Here is a 17,985-nt window from a genome sequence, read left to right on the forward strand (position 1 = left end):
GCCAAGGCTGACCGCAGGATCGCCGACGCAAAGATCGCGAACAACTCCAATGGATCTTCGAATGGGCTCTGTCGCACCGGTAAATGGGACGAAGCCCCGTTTCCATGATTGGAGACGGGGCTCTTGATGCAGGTGGGCGGTACTGGGTTCGAACCAGTGACCCCTCGCTTGTAAGGCACATCAGGTGGGGGTGGGATCTTGGCCGATACCCGCCCCCACCTGGAGTTATGGTCCCGGACGGTCCTCTGAAGTCCAGGGCCGTCCGGGGTGATTGTCACTCAGTTAGTCACCCAGCATCTGGCCCGTGGGCGGCGGTTGCTGCCATACGTCACGGCCGTTGCTCCACAGCTCGGAGGCGTGGTACGCGAATCGGTCGAACAGGCCATCGTCCTGGTACCGCCGCAGGTGCAGCATCGGCGAATCGTGCCCCACCAGCTTGGCCAGGTGAGGGGTGACCAGCATCTCCGAGTCGAAGCGGAACACGCTCATGGCGATGTGCTCGTCGCCGTATCGAGCCTCGATGCCGGGGACGTCGCGTAGCTGCTCGATCTCCGACAGCGTGATCCGGATGCGCGTGGACACGGTCAATGGGACGTTCTCCACCTCCTCGCGGCGTTGGGTGACCTCGCTGTCCGGGTCGCCGACGAGAAACCGGATCTTGCAGCCCTGCTGCGCTTTCCGCTTGAGGGCCTTCGCCAGGTTCGGGTGTTCCAGCCACAAGAAGTAGTTCGTATAACCGGCGAACACGATCTCGTTGCGCGCCGCGTTGATGAGATTGCGCCAGATTGATTTCGGGCACGCGGAGCGATACGGATAAACGGCCAATACTTCCTTGTCCGGCCCCGTTTTCACCGTATTGCGAATTGCATCTGGCCATAGCACGGCTGTCTCAACTCCTAGTGCCTCTGCGGCGGCCCACTGGTGCCGCAGGTGCGGGACGCGAGCCTCGTCCTGCAGCCAGCGTTCCACCGTCTTGACGTCCACGCCACACCGGTCGGCCAGGCTCAGGTTTGTGACCTTGGCGTTCAGCATGGCGCTGCGTAGGGCGACGTTGGCCACGGTACACCTCGGGACAGAGGACGTCAGGGACGTTTTGAGCGTAACGCCATAACGTCCTGGACGTCTCTATAACGCGGTGGGTTCGTCACGCAAAAGTAAGCACGCTGATCCCATGTCAACCCCGGTAATTCTCGGAGATCTCCAAGCGGCTTTTCCCGGTTGGTGTATTTGGCGTAGTTCTGTAGGGCGTCTCTGGGCAACTCGAAACGGCCGACGTCTATCCCAGTACGAGGTGGACCACGGTCTCTGCCAGACGATCGACGCGGATGACGTCGCTCAACTGGCCGAGCGGTTGAAGGAGCAGGAAGCAGCGGAGCAGGCGCTGTGAGCAACCCTTCGTCGCGAATCGGCTGTCATGCCGAGATCGTGGACTTGCTCCACAGCCCAGCGCAGACACGAGCGTGGGCCTCAGTGCTGCTCGGTCGTCGCGGGACCGTGGTAGCTGTGCTGCGTAACGGCACCCTGGGCTTGCTCAAACTCGACGGACAGCCGCACGAGTTGCCCGGAGGGGTGCAGCGCTGGCCATTCCACTGGGATGACCTGCTCGTACACGATGATTCGGCAGGATCGGAGAAGCCAGCATGCGACTACCGGCTCGGCCTGTCCAACCACGAGAGGAACGCCGTACAGCATGCCGTACGGGCCAAGCAGAAGGTCAGCTTGTGCGGCGAGGTAGTGCGCCCGCTGCCGACCCTCGGCTGGTGCTTGCCTTTCCTGCCCACAGCTACGCGTGCCTGCCAGGCCTGCGTCCATCTGGCCGAACCGCCCCCGGAAGAGGGGGCGGTGCGTCCCGCGTCGCCTCTTCCCTCGTCGCGATAGCCGCTCAGCCGTGTTCCGGTCGGGGGGCAGCTTCGTACTCACCTCGTACGCCGTCGACTCGCCGCGTAGCGGCAGCGGGCCGGGGACGGAGTGTCAAGCCCGGCTTCGCGTGTACGTTCGCCGGTCGCCGTTCCTCGATCATGCGTTGTCCTGCGATCAGGGCCGGGCTTGATGCGGAGGAGTCGGGCTGCTGGGCTTGCCTGAGTCGATGGTGTGCGAGGTGACCACCTCGGTGCCGGAGCGCTCCCGCCGGAGGCACAAGGCTTGAAGAGTTGCCCGTCCTATGTGAGCGGAGCGGCCGGCGCCCATGCGAAGCACCCGAAGGGCCGCGAAGCGGTGGGGGCCGGCGGCGGAGCGGGGCGACGGTGCGGAGGTCGACGACAGAGGGTGTACGGCGGTGCGGCGGCCGTGTGGAGGCACGGCCCGAGCCGCTGCCGCCCGGGACCGGCCCCCAGGCCGCATGCCCGGGACGGCAGGCGGGCGCGGGGCCGTGCGCACGACGCGGAGCGCCGTCGCCTTGAACCTGTAAAGAAACTCTGAGCCAGTTCAACCTGTAAAGAAACTCTGAGCCAGTTCGCCGACAGACGCGTGTCCTCTCTCGCATGATCGCTTTCTGTCCAGGATCGTGGTGTTATCGACGCCTTCGGGAGACCGGACGGCACGGTCGTCATCCACGGGCTTAGAGTGGAGCGAGTGCGCGATGACCCCGACCAGGAACGGCCACGCGTGGACTCGATCACCAGCGCCGTTCATGAGGCCGACTCCCCGTTGTGGTCAGTGAGAGCCACCGCCGGACGGCGTCTTGCGGCAGCGGCACACGTACCTGAGGTGTCCGAGATCCTTCACCGCCTCCTGCTGGATCCCGATGACACAGGGGTCACCCAGGAGACGGCGAAAGCTCTCATGCAGCGGGGGGACGCATATGGGTTGCGCGCCGTGCTGGCGGCACTCGCTTGTGCGCAGGGTTTCGAAACCGCTGATCAACTGTGGGCGGAAATCTGTGGCGATCCCCGCTGGGTAACGGAGAGCGGTGCAGATCAGCTTGTCCAGCAGTTGCGGGAGTTGACCTCCGATGAGGACGAGGGCGTTCGTACCGAGGCGCAGAGCCTCTTGCTTCGCATGAAGCAGCCCCAGGGAGAATCGGTCGACAGACGCGTATGAGTCTGATCCTTTTGTCGGCGCTGGCGGCTATGGTCTTGGCGCACGGTCGGCTTCCGAGGTATCCAACTTCGTAGCGAAGCAGCCTCCCCGGTTCTGTACGGGGGCGGTCCCGGTTGCAACCAGGGGCCTATCCGACGACTGGGCATCAGTCGAGGGCCGAAGTGACCTGTCAGCGCCGACCGTGCACATAGCTAGATCACGAGGTCTATGCCGTTGTCGCTGAGTTCTTGTGGGGTGAGGTCGGCTTCGGGGTCGTCGGCGAGTTCGCGGTGGTGGCCGATCTCGTAGCGGTTGGCGGCGGCTTTGACTTCGGTGACCTCGATGGGGTGGCCGTTGGGGTGGGCCATGGCGCGGCGGATGATGAGGACGGCTTCGGCGTAGTCCATGCCGAGTGCGGTGCGTTCGTCTTCGTAGGCGATGCGGGCGGTGGTGAGGGTCATCCAGCGGACGGGGCCGTGTTCGCGGATGAGGGACTGGTAGAAGAAGCCGGGGCGCTTGCGGTACTGGGCGTGGCGCTTGGGGTCATCCCAGTCGGGGAGCAGGTCGGCGTTGGTGTAGGAGTTGATCTCCAGGCGGGCCGATGCGCCGTGGATGGCGGCGGTGTGGCCTCGGTGCCACATGCTGCGGCGGCGGATGATCGGGTGGCCGGGGCGGACGCTGAGCATGATCGCGACGTCGCGGTTGGCGGTGGTCTTCTCGCCGATGAAGAGCGGGGCTTCAGGTTCGCGGTCGCGTTGGGCGAGGTCCCAGCCGAATGCCTGGACGTCGGGGTGGTTTCCGGGGGCTGCGAGGTCGGGCCGGTCGCGGTCGGTGATGAGGATGGTGCGGCGTTCGGGCATGGGGCGGACGAAGGAGCCGCGTCCGCGCATGACGTAGGCCAGCCCTTCGGAGACGAGGGTGTCGATGGCCTTGCGGACGGTGGGGCGGGAGACGTCGTACTTCCTGACGAGCTCGGGTTCGCTGGGCAGTGCGCCGCCGGGGGGATAGCGGCCGTCCAGGATGGCGGCTCGTAGGTCGGTGGCGATGACGCGCCAGCGGGCGTCCTTGTCGTCGGGGCTGGTGTCCATGGTGACCTTCCTTGGTAAATCCTCAGGACTACTTGTACTACAGGCTGACGAGCATGCGCCATGTCTGTCAATCTGTAGTACAGGTAGTCAAGCTAAGGAGGTGGTGCCCTATGAGCAAGGAGGAACGGCACGACGATCAGCCATCCGGCGCCGAGCGGATGGCTGATCTGGCCCGCCTGGTCAACGCGCCGGGATACGCGCGGTGGCGGTCCATGGTTGCGGCGACCGGCGGGTGCGCCCATCCGGTGCACCTGGCCGGCCAGTCGATGATCGTGGACGCGGGCACGGGGGAGATCCTGCACGCGTACACAACTGATGGTGAGCCCTCGGGACATCTCCTGGTGGCCTGCGGCAACCGCCGCGCGTCGGTGTGCCCGGCGTGCTCGCAGACCTACCAGGCCGACACCTTCCACCTGATCCGGGCGGGCCTGTCCGGCGGCAAGGGCGTACCCGAGACCGTCAGCGCGGGTGTTCGTCACCCTGACCGCCCCCTCCTTCGGCCCCGTCCACTCGCACCGCAACGGCCGTCCCTGCCGTCCCCGCAACCGCGACAGGCTGTGCGAGCACGGGCGTCCGGTCGGCTGCCACCTCCGGCACGAACCCCAGGACGAACGGCTCGGCCAGCCGATCTGCCCCGACTGCTACGACTACACGGGCGGTGCTGTGGCAGGCACACGCGGGCGCGCTGTGGCACCGCTTCACCCTGGCCATCCGCCAGGAGCTGGCCAACCAGACCGGGATGACCCGCCGCGCCTTCGCCCAGCATGCCAAGGTGTCCTTCGCCAAGGTCGCCGAGTACCAGCGGCGCGGCCTGATCCACTTCCACGCCATCATCCGCCTCGACGGACCCGCCGGACCAAACGAGCCGCCGCCCGACTGGGCAGACCACCACCTGCTCACCCACGCCATCCCACCCGCCGCCCACCAGGTCGCCGTCACCACACCCCCGAGCGATCTCGGCCGGTGGACCCTCACCTGGGGCGACCAGCTCGACATCCGCCCCATCCTGCTCGACCCCAGCGCCGACGGGCTCAGCGAACGAGCCGTCGCCTCCTATATCGCCAAGTACGCCACCAAGGGTGCCGAAGCCTCCGGCACCGTTGATCACCGCCTGTCCTGCCGGGCCTGCGCCGGACGCGGGCGACTGAGCCTGATGGCCGCCTGCGGTCACTGCCACGGCACGGGCCTCAAGCCCGGTCTGAACCTGGACGCCTTGCCCGTCACCGACCATGCACGGCGCATGATCCGCACCTGCTGGGACCTCGGCGGACGCCCTGAGTTCCGGGCGCTCCGGCTCCGTCTTTGGGCTCACATGCTCGGCTTTCGCGGCCACTTCTCCAGCAAGAGCCGCGCCTACTCGCTCAACCTCACCGACCTGCGCAACGCTCGTGCCGCCCATCGCGCGGCCGAAGCCCGCGAGCGTCACGGCCTGCCCGCCCTCGGCGACGTCACCACGCTCGTCCTGGGCCACTGGCGGTTCGCCGGAATCGGCTACACCCCCGGCGAAGCGATCATGGCCGAACACATCCGCCAGCGCGTCCAGACCGCCCGCAAGATCGCGGCAGATCAGACGGATGGATGACCCCACCCCCACCCGCCCACGACCGGCGGCTCTACCGCGTCTGCGAGGCCATGCACCTGCTCAGCCTCAGTCGAAGCGTGATCTACGAACTCATCCGCTCAGGACGCCTCCGCTCCGTGACCCAGGGGCGCACCCGGCTCATCCCCGCCTCAGCCATAGAGGACTACATCTCCCTACTCGAACAGGAGGCTTCATGACCGAACGACGCAGCCGAGGAGACGGCGGCCTGCACTGGGACGAGCAGCGGCAACGCTGGATCGCCTCGGTGACGGTCGGCTACACCCCGGCCGGCAAGCGCATCGTCAAGAAGGCCAGCGGCAAGACCAAGACCGAAGCCAAGGCCAAGCTCAAAGAGATCGTTCGCGACCATGAGGACGGCCTGGCCATCGCGCCCACCAACTACACGGTGGCCAATGCGGTCCGCTACTGGCTTCAGCACGGCCTCGGCGGGCGTTCTCCCGCAACCGTCAAGATGTACAACACCTACGCCGACACGCACGTGATCCCCGCCCTCGGTGCCCGCAAGCTGCGGGACCTGTCCGTGGAAGACGTCGACAAGTGGCTGGCCGGTAAGACGGGCGAACTGGGCACCCGGTCACTCAAGCTGATCCACGGCATCCTCAACCGGGCGGTCAAGAGCGCGATGCGTCGCGACAAGGTCAAGCGGAACGTCGTGGACCTCTGCGACATCCCTGAGGGACGCGCGGGTCGTCCGTCCAAGGCCCTGACGCTGGCTCAAGCTCTTGCCGTCCTCACACAGGCTGAGGAGGGCGGTGAGCGCATGCGGGCCTACATCGTCCTCTCACTGCTGATCGGCGCTCGTACGGAGGAACTGAGGGCGCTGCTCTGGTCGCACGTCGTGGCTTACGACGAGGCTCGGGCCGCGTGGCTCCCGGTGGGGGACACGGGCTGGGAGCACGAGGAGTTCGCGATCTACGTCTGGTGGTCCGTCCGGCAGAAGGGCGACACCAAGACGGTGAAGTCCCGCCGCTCGCTCAAGCTGCCCCGGCGCTGCGTTGATGCGCTGCGCCTGCTCAAGGAAACCCAAGAGATCGCTCAGGAGAAGGCGGGGGACCGGTGGAAGGGCACGGATCTCGTGTTCTGCACGCGGACCGGCACGCCCGTGACGGCTCACAACGTACGGCGCGACTTCCGGAAGGTCGTGGAAGCGGCAGGGCTCACCGGACGGGAGTGGTCGCCTCGCGAGTTGCGGCACAGCTTTGTGTCCGTGCTGTCTGACTCCGGTGTCCCCATCGAGGACATCTCGCGCCTGGTCGGGCACTCCAACACGGTGGTCACCGAGACGGTCTACCGGCACCAGATCCGGCCCGTGATCATGCAGGGAGCTGCGGCGATGGACAAGATCTTTGGGAGTTAGTCACTCACTTAGTCACTCAGACGCCGTTTTCAAGATCAGAGATCAAATGTTTACGCAGGTGGGCGGTACTGGGTTCGAACCAGTGACCCCTCGCTTGTAAGGCGAGTGCTCTACCGCTGAGCTAACCGCCCCTGATCGGCACTACACCTTACGACACCACGGGGCCCGATCGCACATCCACTGTCCAGCCCGGGCCCAGTTCGGGGCGGCCTGCGGCGCGCCAGCCCAGGAGGGCGGCTCCGAGCATGCCCGCGTCGACCCCGAGTGCGGCCGGCACCAGTGGGGGTGCCTCGCGGAAGGCCAGGCGTTTGACGAGGCGGGTGCGTACCGGGTCGAAGAGGGCCGGGCCCGCTTCGGCGAGGCCGCCGCCGAGGACGATCACCGTGGGGTCCAGCAGGAGCGTGTACGTGGCCAGGGCCAGCGACAGGGCCTCCACGGCCTCGTCCCAGACCTCTACGGCGATCGGGTCGTCGGAGGAGACCACCTGCTCCGCCTTGACGCCCTCCAGGCCGGCGCGCTGGCTGTAGCGGCGGCCCACCGAGGCGGCCGAGGCGTACGTCTCCAGGCAGCCGAACTGGCCGCACGCGCATTCTTCCCCGTCCGGGAAGACCGGGGTGTGGCCGATCTCGCCCGCCCAGCCGGAGGAGCCGCCGTACGGTTCGCCGCGGATGATCGAGGCGCCCGCGATCCCCGTGCCGATGGGGAGGAAGAGGAAGTCGGACAGGCCCCGCCCCGCGCCGAGGATGCTCTCCGCGAGGCCGCCGGTGCGTACGTCGTGTCCGAGCAGGACGGGGATGTCCAGGGTGGTGAAGCTGGTGGCGGGGACGTCGCGCCAGCCCAGGTTCGCGGCGTAGACGGCGGCGTTGTCGGAGACCAGGCCGGGGACCGCCAGGCCCACGCCTGCCGGGGTGCCGTCACCCGAGGAGGCCAGGTGGCTAATGAAGTCGGAGATGGCGGACACGACCGCCTCCGGGCCCTCCGCCCGCGGGGTCGGGCGCCGCTCGCTCAGCAGCACCACACCGGAGTCGCTGACCAGGCCGCCCTTCATGGACGTGCCGCCGACGTCGAGCGCGACGACGAACGAGCTCGGAGCCGGGTTCGGGCTCACGCTCACACTCGGGTTCGGGCTCTCGCTCACGCTCGGAGTCATCTCGGACACGGAGGAGACGATAGCGCAGCTCAGCAAATGTCTGGAAAGAGTCTCTTCGCCCGCGGGGTTCGCTGCAGGGATTCGCTGCAGGGATTCCCGGGGCTTGGATCCGGCTTGGCAGGGCGGCGCAGGGCTTGGGCAGGCCTGGCTTGGACCCGGCTTGGCCGGGCCTGGCTTGGACCCGGTTTGGCCGGGCCTGGCTTGGACCTCCACCCGGCCGAGCCCTGCCCAAGCCCTGCCCTGCGCCGAGGGATCCAGGATTCGGGGCCCAGGGCAGCCTGCCGAGGGCTCAGAGCTGCTCGCGGCGCTGTGAAGGCCCCCCGTGCCCCCGTCCTCCCCGTCCAGGCCCCCCGTGCCCCCGTCCTCCCCGTCCAGGCCCCCGTGCCTCTGTGTCCGGGCTCAGGGCTCCGTGGGTTCGTGTCCGGTCGTGGAGCTCAGGTGCGGCCCAGTACGCGGTTGAGGGCCGCTTCCACCTCCGCCGAGAGGCCGGGGGGTGAGGACGGTGGGGAGACGGGAGAGCCCGCGAGCGCGTCCGAGCGCGCCAGCCGTACGTCGCCGCAGGACCGGCACTCCACCTCGCCCAGCCGGCAGATCAGCGCGACCGACCCGCAGGCCGCGCACGAGTCGAGGTCGAGGTCGTGCAGCCGCTGACAGTCCGGGCAGATCAACACCTGCGTTTCGCGGCGCACCCCGCGCTGCCACGGGCTGGCGCCGCGCACCGGGTCGGTCTGCCGGGCCCCGCATCGGTAGCAGGGCATCGTTCCCTCCGAGGTCAAGAAATGTCGGCGAGTGCCTTGATGTAGTCGGCGATGTCGCGTGCGGCGGAGGTCGGATTGACCACCGACCACCGGATCACACCCTCGCCGTCGATGATGAAGGTCCCCCGAAGAGCGAACCCCTTCGCCTCATCGAACACACCGTACGCCCGCGCGACCTGTCCGTGTGGCCAGAAATCGGAGAGCAGCGGAAACGTGTAACCCTCGCGATCGGCCCACGCACGGTGCGTGAACAGGGAGTCGACGGACACGGTCAGCAGTTGTGCCCCGTCGAGCGGCTGGTCGCGCAGCGCGGACAGCTCACCGTGACAGATCCCGCTGAAGGCAAGCGGGTAGAAGACCAGCACGACCTTCGTGCCCCGGAACTGAGACAGGCTCACCGGGGTGCCGTGCTGGTCCTGCAGCTCGAAATCCGGAGCCAGGGCGCCGACCTCGGCAGGATGTGCGTTCACGGCTTCATCCTGCCGTACGGAAGGCGCTCGGACTCCCTACCGTTTGCCCTTGGGCGTGACGAGCCTGGTCCCGGACCAGTCCGGTGCGGCGGAGATGCTGCTGGTCTGTGAGAGACCCGCGGTAGCGGCATCCTCCCCGATGTCGCTCGGCTCCACGTGGCCGTCGCGTCCGGCCTTGGGAGTCAGCAGCCAGATCCGGCCGCCGTCGGCGAGTGCTCGCATGGCGTCGCTGAGGGCGTCGAAGAGGTCTCCGTCGCCGTCGCGCCACCACATCAGCACCACGTCTACGACGTCGTCGCTCTCTTCGTCCAGCAGCTCGTTGCCGGTCAGGTTCTCGATGGAGTCGCGAAGCTCGTCGTCGACGTCCTCGTCCCAACCGATCTCCTGCACCACCTGACCCGGCTTGAGGCCGAGCCGTTCGGCCAGGCCGCGCTCGCCCTGCGCCTGACCCGCGGTCGCGCTCACGTTTATCCCTCCTGCTTGAGTGGCCCCGCTTATGCGGTTTATCGCTTCGGCACAGTCCACACGCTGTGACCCTCAGTCGTCAACGGTCGCCACGGGTACGGCCGTAGTCGGCCAGAATCAATCCGACAAAAACGACAGGCGAACCTGGCGTTGCCGGTTGTCGACGTTCAGGTCGACGAGTGCGATCGACTGCCACGTACCGAGTGCCAGACGCCCGCCCAGCACGGGGACCGTGGCGTAAGGCGGGATCAGCGCGGGCATGACATGTGACCGTCCGTGACCGGGCGAGCCGTGGGCGTGACGCCAGCGGTCGTCGGGCGGCAACAGGTCGCGCAGCGCGGCGAGCAAGTCGTCGTCGCTGCGCGAGCCCAACTCGAGCAGGGCTACACCGGCGGTCGCATGGGGCACAAAGATATGCAACAGCCCGTCTTCGCCCTGCCTGCGCACGAAATCAGCGCATTCAGCGGTGATGTCGTGCACTGTCTCTCGTGACCCTGTGGCCACGGAGATGATTTCAGATCTCACAGGGAAATCTTACTTATGCACCACGACGGCGTCCGGGCCGGGAAACACCAGACCGGTGTGCCCGTCGTCGAAGCGCACCATGTAGGGAGGCCCGCCTTCGAGGCCCTGGACCTCCACAATCACACCACTCCGGTCCCCTTCGCCAACGGCATGTCCGTGCACCAGGAGCCGGTCTCCTACTGCAGCATTCATATAACCCACATTGGTACGCGGGAGGCCGTCCGAAAAGGGTGATTCGCAAGTTTTGCTCCCCCTCCAGAGGGGCGGAGAAAAATGACCGAAACGTTACGCTGCGATGAGGCGGCGGTGCCCGGGCTGGGTGGCGAACGGGCAAGGCGTGGAGGGAGTTCGGAGGCCGGGGGGAGGCGGAGGAGCCTCGAGATGGTGGTGGGCCTTGGGGGTGGCAGGGGTGCCGAGATGAGAGGGAGGCGAGGGATCTTAAGGGTCATGCGCGTCTGAGGGGCGTCATGGACAGGAAGAGGTGGTATGAGCCCATGAGTGGTGAGGGGCGTCACAAGTCGCAAGTGGCGACAAGGGGCATGATCAGCGGCGATGCGCTCCCGGCCGACCCTCCGCCGGACGGCCCCCGTCGGAGCCGGGCCGGGAGGATGGCCGCTAGACTCGCCCGTCACGTCGCGCCCTCATGGGGTGAGAACCCCCTCCCTTCGGGGGAGAGTGGAGGGTGCGGGGACCAGGAGTCCAGAGACATTCGAGCGAAATTTCGTTCGTTTTCCTGTCTTGTTAAATTGCTCCCGGGATGTAACCTTTGGTGGCGATTCGTCCTACCATCGGTGGTCTAGGCCATCTGATCTGTCTCTGCCAGCAGGGACACCACTGGTTACCGGTCAGTAGAGATGCGTTTTCTACGGCTAGCGACCAGGATGGAAGGCGACCCAGACCAGACATCAGTCATCCTCGGAAGGCGAGACCCAGTGGCTTCCGGACGCCAGCGATTCTCGATCATCAGCGACGGCCTACCCAGCCAGCTGCCTGATGTCGACCCCAGCGAGACCAACGAGTGGCTCGAGTCTCTCGACAACGTCGTCAAGACCGAAGGCCGCACCAGAGCCCGCTACCTCATGCTGCGCATGCTGGAGCGGGCCCGCGAGCACCAGGTCGGGGTGCCGGGTTTGCGGAGCACCGACTACATCAACACGATCCCGCCGGAGCGCGAGCCCTGGTTCCCCGGTGACGAGCACGTCGAGCGCCGCATCCGCGCCTACATCCGCTGGAACGCGGCCATCATGGTGTCCAGGGCCAACGCCCGCACCAATGTCGGCGGCCACATCGCCACCTACGCCTCCGCCGCCTCCCTCTACGAAGTGGGCTTCAACCACTTCTTCCGCGGCAAGGATCACGGCGAGTCGGGCGACCAGGTCTTCTTCCAGGGGCATGCCGCGCCGGGCATCTACGCCCGCGCCTTCCTCGAGGGCCGCCTCAACGAGGCCCAGCTCGACGCGTTCCGCCAGGAGCTGTCGCACGGCTTCCACGGCCTGCCCTCCTACCCCCACCCGCGCCTCATGCCGGACTTCTGGGAGTTCCCGACGGTCTCCATGGGTCTCGGCCCGATCGGCGCGATCTACCAGGCGCGGTTCAACCGCTATCTGCTCAACCGGCAGATCAAGGACACCAGCCGCAGCCACGTGTGGGCGTTCCTGGGCGACGGCGAGATGGACGAGCCCGAGTCGCTCGGCGCGATCGGCCTGGCGGCCCGCGAGGAGCTCGACAACCTCACGTTCGTGATCAACTGCAACCTGCAGCGGCTCGACGGTCCCGTACGCGGCAACGGCAAGATCATCCAGGAGCTGGAGTCGTACTTCCGCGGCGCCGGCTGGAACGTCATCAAGGTCGTGTGGGGCCGCGACTGGGACCCGCTGCTGGCGGCCGACGTCGACGGCGTGCTGGTCAACCAGATGAACACCACGCCCGACGGCCAGTTCCAGACCTACTCGGTCGAGTCCGGCGAGTACATCCGCGAACACTTCTTCGCCGGTGACCCGCGCCTGCGCAAGATGGTCGAGCACCTGACCGACGACGACATCCGCAAGCTGTCGCGCGGCGGCCACGACTACCGCAAGGTCTACGCGGCGTTCAAGTCGGCCCGCGAGCACGTCGGCCAGCCGACCGTGATCCTCGCCCAGACCATCAAGGGCTGGACGCTGGGCAAGGACTTCGAGGCGCGCAACGCCACCCACCAGATGAAGAAGCTCACCAAGGCCGAGCTGAAGGAGTTCCGCGACCGGCTCTACCTGCCGATCCCGGACTCCGCGCTGGAGGGCGAGCTGCCGCCGTACTTCCACCCGGGCGAGAACGACCCCGAGATCCAGTACATGAAGGAGCGCCGCGCGGCGCTCGGCGGCGTGCTGCCCAAGCGCGTCATGCGCGCCAAGCCGGTCAAGCTGCCCGCCGACGAGGTCTACGGCGGCTTCGCCAAGGGCTCGGGCAAGCAGCAGGTCGCCACCACGATGGCGTTCGTACGGCTGCTCAAGGACCTCATGCGCGACAAGGAGATCGGCCACCGGTTCGTGCCGATCATCCCGGACGAGGCGCGCACGTTCGGTCTCGACGCCATGTTCCCGACGGCCAAGATCTACTCCCCGCACGGCCAGACGTACGAGGCCGTCGACAGGGAGCTGCTGCTGTCGTACAAGGAGGCCACGCAGGGCCAGATCCTGCACGAGGGCATCAGCGAGTCGGGCTCGATGGCCTCGGCCATCGCGGCGGGCAGCGCCTACGCCACGCACGGCGAGCACATGATCCCGATCTACATCTTCTACTCGATGTTCGGGTGGCAGCGCACCGGCGACCAGATGTGGCAGATGGGCGACCAGATGGGCCGCGGCTTCCTGCTCGGCGCCACCGCGGGCCGCACCACGCTCAACGGTGAGGGCCTGCAGCACGAGGACGGCCACACGCCGCTCATCGCCTCCACCAACCCGGCCGCGATCTCCTACGACCCGTCGTGGGCGTTCGAGGTGGCCCACATCGTCAAGGACGGCCTGCGGAGGATGTACGGCGACCAGCCGGAGGACGTCTTCTACTACCTGACCGTCTACAACGAGCCCTACCTGCAGCCCGCCCAGCCGGCCGACCTCGACGTGCAGGGCCTGCTCAAGGGCCTGTACAAGTTCGCCGACGGGCCGCAGACCCAGGGCCCGAAGGCCAACATCCTGTCCTCCGGCGTGGCGGGCCCGTGGGCGATGGAGGCGCAGCGGCTGCTGGCCGAGGACTGGGGCGTCTCGGCCACCGTGTGGTCGGCGACGTCGTGGTCCGAGCTGCGCCGCGACGCGCTGGCCTGCGAGGAGCACAACCTGCTCAACCCCGACACCGAGCAGCGCGTCCCCTACGTGACCCAGGCGCTCTCCCAGGCGCAGGGCCCGTTCGTGGGCGTCAGCGACTACATGAAGGCCGTGCAGGACCAGATCGCGCAGTGGGTGCCGGGTGACTGGTCCTCGCTGGGCACCGACGGGTTCGGCCTGTCCGACACCCGCTCGGCGCTGCGCCGCCACTTCCACGTCGACGCCGCCTCGATCACGCTGGCCGTGCTGACCAGCCTGGTCAAGCGGGGCGAGCTCGACGGCGAGGTGCTGCGCGAGGCGATCGCCCGCTACCACCTCAAGAACGGCGTCACCGAGGCGGGCGGCGCGGAGAGCAACGACACCCAATCGATGGGCGTCTGAGTCATCCAGGAGCGGCGCTCCCGCGAAGTACTTCTCGCGGGGGCGCCGTCATTTTCGCCGCCCGCGGCGTTCGGCCTGTGAGGCGGCACGTTCAGGAGGGGTACGTGCCGCCTCACCCAGGTATGGTGCGGCGTCACGTATTGTGGGCACTACTTCCCCCTGAGAGACGAGGGAGAAGTCTGTTTATGCGACGCGTCCTAGCCGCCCTGCTCATCCCGGTCCTCGCCGGTTGTTCCACCGTGCCGGCCGAGCCCGCCACGCAGTCGACGGCGGACACCGGCACGATCAGCTGGGGGCCGTGCACCGACATCAAGCGTCCCGGCGGTGAGCCACCGGCCAGCCAGGACAGTTCGGTACGGTGCGGGAAGCTGGCCGTTCCCCTGGACTACAACAAGCCCGACGGCGAGAAGCTGGACCTGGCGCTCATCAAACTGCCCACCACCGGCAAGAACCGGCTGGGCTCGATGGTCTTCAACTTCGGCGGTCCCGGCGCCTCCGGCGTCGACACGCTCGACCAGGCCGCCAAGGCGCTCACCGGGCTGCGCGCCCGATATGACCTGATCAGCTTCGACCCGCGCGGCGTGGAGCGCAGCTCCGGCGTGCGCTGCGGCGACACCGTGGAGATGGACAGGTTCACCGCGCTGGACACACTGCCGTCCGACAGCCAGACCCACCAGGAGACCGCGGCGGCCAACAAGCAGTTCGCCGCCCTCTGCCAGCAGCACTCCGGCAAGATCCTCCCGTACATCGGCACCGTGAACGCCGCCCGCGACATGGACCGGATCCGCGACGCGGTCGGCGACCCCAAGCTCAACTACGTCGGCATGTCGTACGGCACGCAGCTCGGCGCCGTGTACGCCACCGAGTTCCCGAAGAAGGTCGGCCGCATGGTGCTCGACGCGCCGCTCGACCCGACGGTGACGTTCGAGCAGCGCACGCTGGTGCAGACGCGCGGGTTCCAGAAGGCGTACGAGAGCTTCCTGCGCTCGTGCGTCAAGAACAAGTGCGACATCGGCAAGGACCAGGAGACCGCCAACGCGAACGTGGACAAGCTGCTGAACCAGCTCACCACCCAGCCGCTGAAGGTCGGCACCCGCGAGCTCACCCAGGGCCTGGCCGCCACGGGCGTGGCGGCGGCGCTGTACTCGGAGCTGACCTGGCCCTTCCTGGAGCAGGCGCTCTCGGAGGCGATCAAGGGGCGCGGCGAGGCGCTGCTCTACCTGGCCGACTCCTACACGGGCCGCTCCCAGGACGGCAAATACTCCACGCAGATGACCAGCTTCCCGGCCATCACCTGCGTGGACACCTCCGAGCGGCCCAGCGAGGCCGAGCTGCGCCGCACCGAGGCGGCCGCCATGAAGATCTCGCCGCTGTTCGGCAGCGAGGGGTCCGGCGGGCTGTGCCGGGTCTGGCCGGCCAAGGGCAGCGATCAGGCGCGGCACGTGAACGCCACCGGCTCGGCGCCGATCGTCGTGATCGGCGGCAAGGGCGACCCGGCCACGCCGTACGAGTGGGCGCCCAGGCTGACGGCCCAGCTCAAGACCGCCAGGCTGGTGACGTACGAGGGCGAGGGGCACGGCGCCTACCTGTCGGGCAGCAAGTGCGTGCTGGAGCTCGTGGACTCGTTCCTGATCGAGGGCAAGCTCCCGCAGAAGGGCGCGACCTGCCCGGCGGCCTAGGGTGGGGCCTGTGACATACGACTCGCTCATCGACGCCGAGACCGCCCGCCTGGCGGCCCTGGCCACGGACCTGTCCGTCCCGGTGCCCACGTGCCCGGGATGGACACTCGCCGAGCTGATCACGCACGTCGGCCAGACGCACCGCTGGGCGGTGCACGTGCTGCGCAACCAGGTCCAGGAGCGGATCTGGTCGCGCCAGGTGCCCAGCGGGCTGGCCGAGGGGCAGAGCGGCGACGCGGCCTGGCTGACCGCCGGGGCGGCCGAGCTGCTCGGCACGCTCGGCGACACCGACCCCACGCTGGCGGTGTGGACGTGGGGCCCGGACCGGCAGGCGTCGTGGTGGCCCCGCCGGATGCTCTTCGAGCTGGTGATCCACCGGGTCGACGCGGAGCTCGCGCTCGGCATCGACCCGGTCGTCCCGGCCGAGGTCGCGATCGACGGCATCGAGGAATTCCTGCACAACCTGCCGTACGCGACCTGGGTGACCCGGTCGCTGGCGGAGCTCGAGGCGGAGGGGGCCACGATCCACCTCCACGCGAACGACGCCGACGGCGAGTGGACCATCACCCAGGGCCCGGCCGGGACGGTCGACTGGGCGCGCGGGCACACCAAGGGCGACTGCGCCGTCCAGGGGACGGCCCAGGACCTGCTGCTCATGCTCTACGGCCGGCGCTCGCCCGAGGCGCTGACCGTGTACGGCGACGCCGACCTCCTCAAGCGCTGGCTGTCCAAAGCCGCCTTCTGACACGGGGGATGGGCCCTGGACGCGCCGCCGCTCGGCGATCGGCGGCGTGCCCAGGGCACGGGGTGAACCGCTCCTAGGAAGCGGCCCGTCCGTACGCCGGGGGTCTGCGGGGAAGGCGTCCTCCCCGGCCCTCGAACGGGTGATTCACCTGTGGGGGGAAGCTCACCTGCGGTGGAAGACCCCGAAGACGCTCCCGGACGTGTCACGCAGGTAGGCGAAGTCGGTGCCGGCGCCGTCGTCGATCACCTTCGTGATCACCTTGCCGCCCAGCGACTCGCTCTTCGCGCAGGCCGCCTCGACGTCGGCCACCTGCACGTGGAAGATCGCGTGCGCCGGGAACTCGCCCTTGGTGTTGAACAGCCCGCCGCCGGGCTGCTCGCCGCCCGGATAGCCGATCATCCGGTAGTCGATCGGCCCCTCGCCGGCGCTGAACGTCCAGCCGAACAACCCACCGTAGAACGCCTGGGCGCCTTCGGGATCGTCGGTCGCGATCTCGAACCAGGTCACGGTGTTGTCCATCGTCGTCTCCTCGTCACTGAACCTTTCTCGAACAAAGCAACGATCTAACGCTGTTGCGACAACCCTATGTCGGTGTTTTCGATTGACTAATCGAGCATGGCGGTGTCCACGATCATGTTGGGCACGTCGGCGGCGAAGCCTTCGAGCGGCCGGTCGGGGCTGCGCTCGGCGGTCACGGTCGCGGCGGCGATGCGATCGAGCCGGAAGACCCGCACGTCATCGCGTAATCGGCACCAGGCCACGAGATACCAGAACCCGCCCCGCCCGCCCAGGAACACCCCCGGCTCGACGTCCCGCGAGGTCAGCGCGCCCTTGGCGTCGGCGTATTCGAGCCTGAGCACGCGCCGCCGCAGCAGCGCCTCCTCGATGGCCCGGGAGATGCCCTCGCCCCCGAGCGGCCGGACCTCGGGGGAGCCGGGCTCCGGCGGGTGGTGGACGAGCTGCACGCGCCGCGCCAGCTCCCTGGCCAGGTCGCCCTCGGAGCCCGGCATCGCGGCCACGACCTTGCGTAACGCGCTGCGGGCCTGCCGGCCGAACGGCTGGTCGCCGGCCTGGCTGAGCGCCACCGCGATGGCCACCGCCTCGGCCGGGGTGAAGTTGAGCGGGGGCAGGGACATCTTCTTGTCGATCGCGTAACCGCCCTTGCGGCCCGCCTCGGCGTAGATCGGCACCCCTGACTCCTGAAGGGCGGTGATGTCGCGCTCGATCGTGCGCACGCTCACCTCGAACCGCTTGGCCAGCTCGCGGGCGGAGCGGCAGCGGGGCGCGATGGCGCGCAGGTCTTCGACGAGTGCGTAGAGCCGGTCGGTGCGATTCACAGCCGCGACGCTACGCGCCGCCACCGACAATCATGGTCCGCGCGCCGTCGCGGCCACCCGTGCCTCACCCCGCCGCCACGGGGGTCTCACCGCACCGGCCAGGCCGTGCC

Annotated in this window: 16 protein-coding genes, 2 tRNA genes and 1 pseudogene; 7 read left to right on the forward strand and 12 right to left on the reverse strand. The window is 68.1% G+C overall.

All coding sequences use genetic code 11. The annotated features are described in order from the left end of the window. Window positions 1-133: 133 nt before the first annotated feature. Together ABZX61_RS12970 and ABZX61_RS12975 are read right to left on the reverse strand one after the other, a co-directional pair. A tRNA-Val gene (locus ABZX61_RS12970) sits at window positions 134-215 on the reverse strand. 67 nt (window positions 216-282) lie between these two features. Then, window positions 283-1,059, reverse strand: coding sequence for a hypothetical protein (locus tag ABZX61_RS12975; protein ID WP_355194139.1), 777 nt, complete (start codon window positions 1,057-1,059; stop codon window positions 283-285). A gap of 1,512 nt (window positions 1,060-2,571) precedes the next feature. Here ABZX61_RS12975 and ABZX61_RS12980 point away from each other — a divergent pair. After that, a complete protein-coding gene (locus tag ABZX61_RS12980) occupies window positions 2,572-3,039 on the forward strand; it encodes a hypothetical protein (protein WP_355194141.1) in 468 nt (155 codons plus the stop codon). Window positions 3,040-3,230: 191 nt separating this feature from the next. On the opposite strand, the gene ABZX61_RS12985 is transcribed toward ABZX61_RS12980, so the two are convergent. Further along, complete coding sequence (locus ABZX61_RS12985) at window positions 3,231-4,106, reverse strand: GntR family transcriptional regulator (protein WP_355194143.1); 876 nt, start codon at window positions 4,104-4,106, stop codon at window positions 3,231-3,233. A 212-nt stretch (window positions 4,107-4,318) separates the two neighbouring features. On the opposite strand from ABZX61_RS12985, the pseudogene ABZX61_RS12990 reads away from it, so the two are divergent. The 3 genes and pseudogenes from ABZX61_RS12990 (at window position 4,319) to ABZX61_RS13000 (ending at window position 7,066) form a co-directional block, all read left to right on the forward strand. Next, a pseudogene (locus tag ABZX61_RS12990) lies at window positions 4,319-5,688 on the forward strand (replication initiator). Next, complete coding sequence (locus ABZX61_RS12995; RefSeq protein WP_319713682.1) at window positions 5,685-5,885, forward strand: helix-turn-helix domain-containing protein; 201 nt, start codon at window positions 5,685-5,687, stop codon at window positions 5,883-5,885. The pseudogene ABZX61_RS12990 and the gene ABZX61_RS12995 overlap by 4 nt, the downstream one beginning before the upstream one ends. Further along, entirely contained in the window at window positions 5,882-7,066 is a 1,185-nt protein-coding gene (locus ABZX61_RS13000) for a site-specific integrase (RefSeq protein ID WP_355194145.1), read from the forward strand. Before ABZX61_RS12995 ends, ABZX61_RS13000 begins: the two co-directional genes overlap by 4 nt. Before the next feature lie 59 nt (window positions 7,067-7,125). Here the strand turns inward: ABZX61_RS13000 and ABZX61_RS13005 are convergent. The 7 genes from ABZX61_RS13005 to ABZX61_RS13035 all read right to left on the reverse strand — a co-directional run bounded on the left by ABZX61_RS13005 (window position 7,126) and on the right by ABZX61_RS13035 (window position 10,626). Next, window positions 7,126-7,197, reverse strand: a tRNA-Val gene (locus ABZX61_RS13005). A gap of 17 nt (window positions 7,198-7,214) precedes the next feature. Further along, complete coding sequence (locus ABZX61_RS13010) at window positions 7,215-8,216, reverse strand: ROK family protein (RefSeq protein WP_350723248.1); 1,002 nt, start codon at window positions 8,214-8,216, stop codon at window positions 7,215-7,217. A 434-nt stretch (window positions 8,217-8,650) separates the two neighbouring features. Beyond that, entirely contained in the window at window positions 8,651-8,974 is a 324-nt protein-coding gene (locus tag ABZX61_RS13015) for a hypothetical protein (RefSeq protein WP_350723127.1), read from the reverse strand. A gap of 14 nt (window positions 8,975-8,988) precedes the next feature. After that, window positions 8,989-9,444 carry a peroxiredoxin gene (locus ABZX61_RS13020; protein ID WP_355194148.1) on the reverse strand — a complete coding sequence of 152 codons (456 nt, stop codon included), beginning with the start codon at window positions 9,442-9,444 and terminating at the stop codon, window positions 8,989-8,991. Window positions 9,445-9,480: 36 nt separating this feature from the next. Next, window positions 9,481-9,909 (reverse strand): DUF3052 domain-containing protein, encoded by a 429-nt coding sequence (locus tag ABZX61_RS13025; protein ID WP_355194150.1) that lies wholly within the window; start codon window positions 9,907-9,909, stop codon window positions 9,481-9,483. 117 nt (window positions 9,910-10,026) lie between these two features. Further along, a complete protein-coding gene (locus ABZX61_RS13030; RefSeq protein ID WP_355194151.1) occupies window positions 10,027-10,434 on the reverse strand; it encodes a secondary thiamine-phosphate synthase enzyme YjbQ in 408 nt (135 codons plus the stop codon). 9 nt (window positions 10,435-10,443) lie between these two features. Then, window positions 10,444-10,626, reverse strand: coding sequence for a DUF1918 domain-containing protein (locus tag ABZX61_RS13035; protein ID WP_350723120.1), 183 nt, complete (start codon window positions 10,624-10,626; stop codon window positions 10,444-10,446). A gap of 740 nt (window positions 10,627-11,366) precedes the next feature. On the opposite strand from ABZX61_RS13035, the gene aceE reads away from it, so the two are divergent. The 3 genes from aceE (at window position 11,367) to ABZX61_RS13050 (ending at window position 16,538) form a co-directional block, all read left to right on the forward strand. Next, window positions 11,367-14,114 (forward strand): pyruvate dehydrogenase (acetyl-transferring), homodimeric type, encoded by a 2,748-nt coding sequence (gene aceE / locus ABZX61_RS13040; protein WP_355194153.1) that lies wholly within the window; start codon window positions 11,367-11,369, stop codon window positions 14,112-14,114. Window positions 14,115-14,299: 185 nt separating this feature from the next. Further along, window positions 14,300-15,793, forward strand: a complete 1,494-nt coding sequence (locus ABZX61_RS13045) for an alpha/beta hydrolase (RefSeq protein WP_355194154.1) — start codon at window positions 14,300-14,302, stop codon at window positions 15,791-15,793. Between the two features lie 10 nt (window positions 15,794-15,803). Beyond that, the gene (locus tag ABZX61_RS13050; protein WP_350723115.1) at window positions 15,804-16,538 is read left to right on the forward strand and encodes a maleylpyruvate isomerase family mycothiol-dependent enzyme; all 735 of its coding nucleotides are present in this window, start codon (window positions 15,804-15,806) and stop codon (window positions 16,536-16,538) included. A 162-nt stretch (window positions 16,539-16,700) separates the two neighbouring features. Here ABZX61_RS13050 and ABZX61_RS13055 read toward each other — a convergent pair whose 3' ends face one another. Then, window positions 16,701-17,057, reverse strand: a complete 357-nt coding sequence (locus ABZX61_RS13055; RefSeq protein WP_350723113.1) for a VOC family protein — start codon at window positions 17,055-17,057, stop codon at window positions 16,701-16,703. A gap of 86 nt (window positions 17,058-17,143) precedes the next feature. Further along, on the reverse strand, window positions 17,144-17,875 hold the full coding sequence (locus tag ABZX61_RS13060) for a YafY family protein (RefSeq protein WP_350723111.1): 732 nt from the start codon (window positions 17,873-17,875) through the stop codon (window positions 17,144-17,146). Window positions 17,876-17,985: the final 110 nt, after the last annotated feature.

The organism is Nonomuraea sp. NPDC003709 (genome assembly GCF_040610775.1).
Taxonomy (GTDB): Bacteria; Actinomycetota; Actinomycetes; order Streptosporangiales; family Streptosporangiaceae; genus Nonomuraea; species Nonomuraea angiospora_A.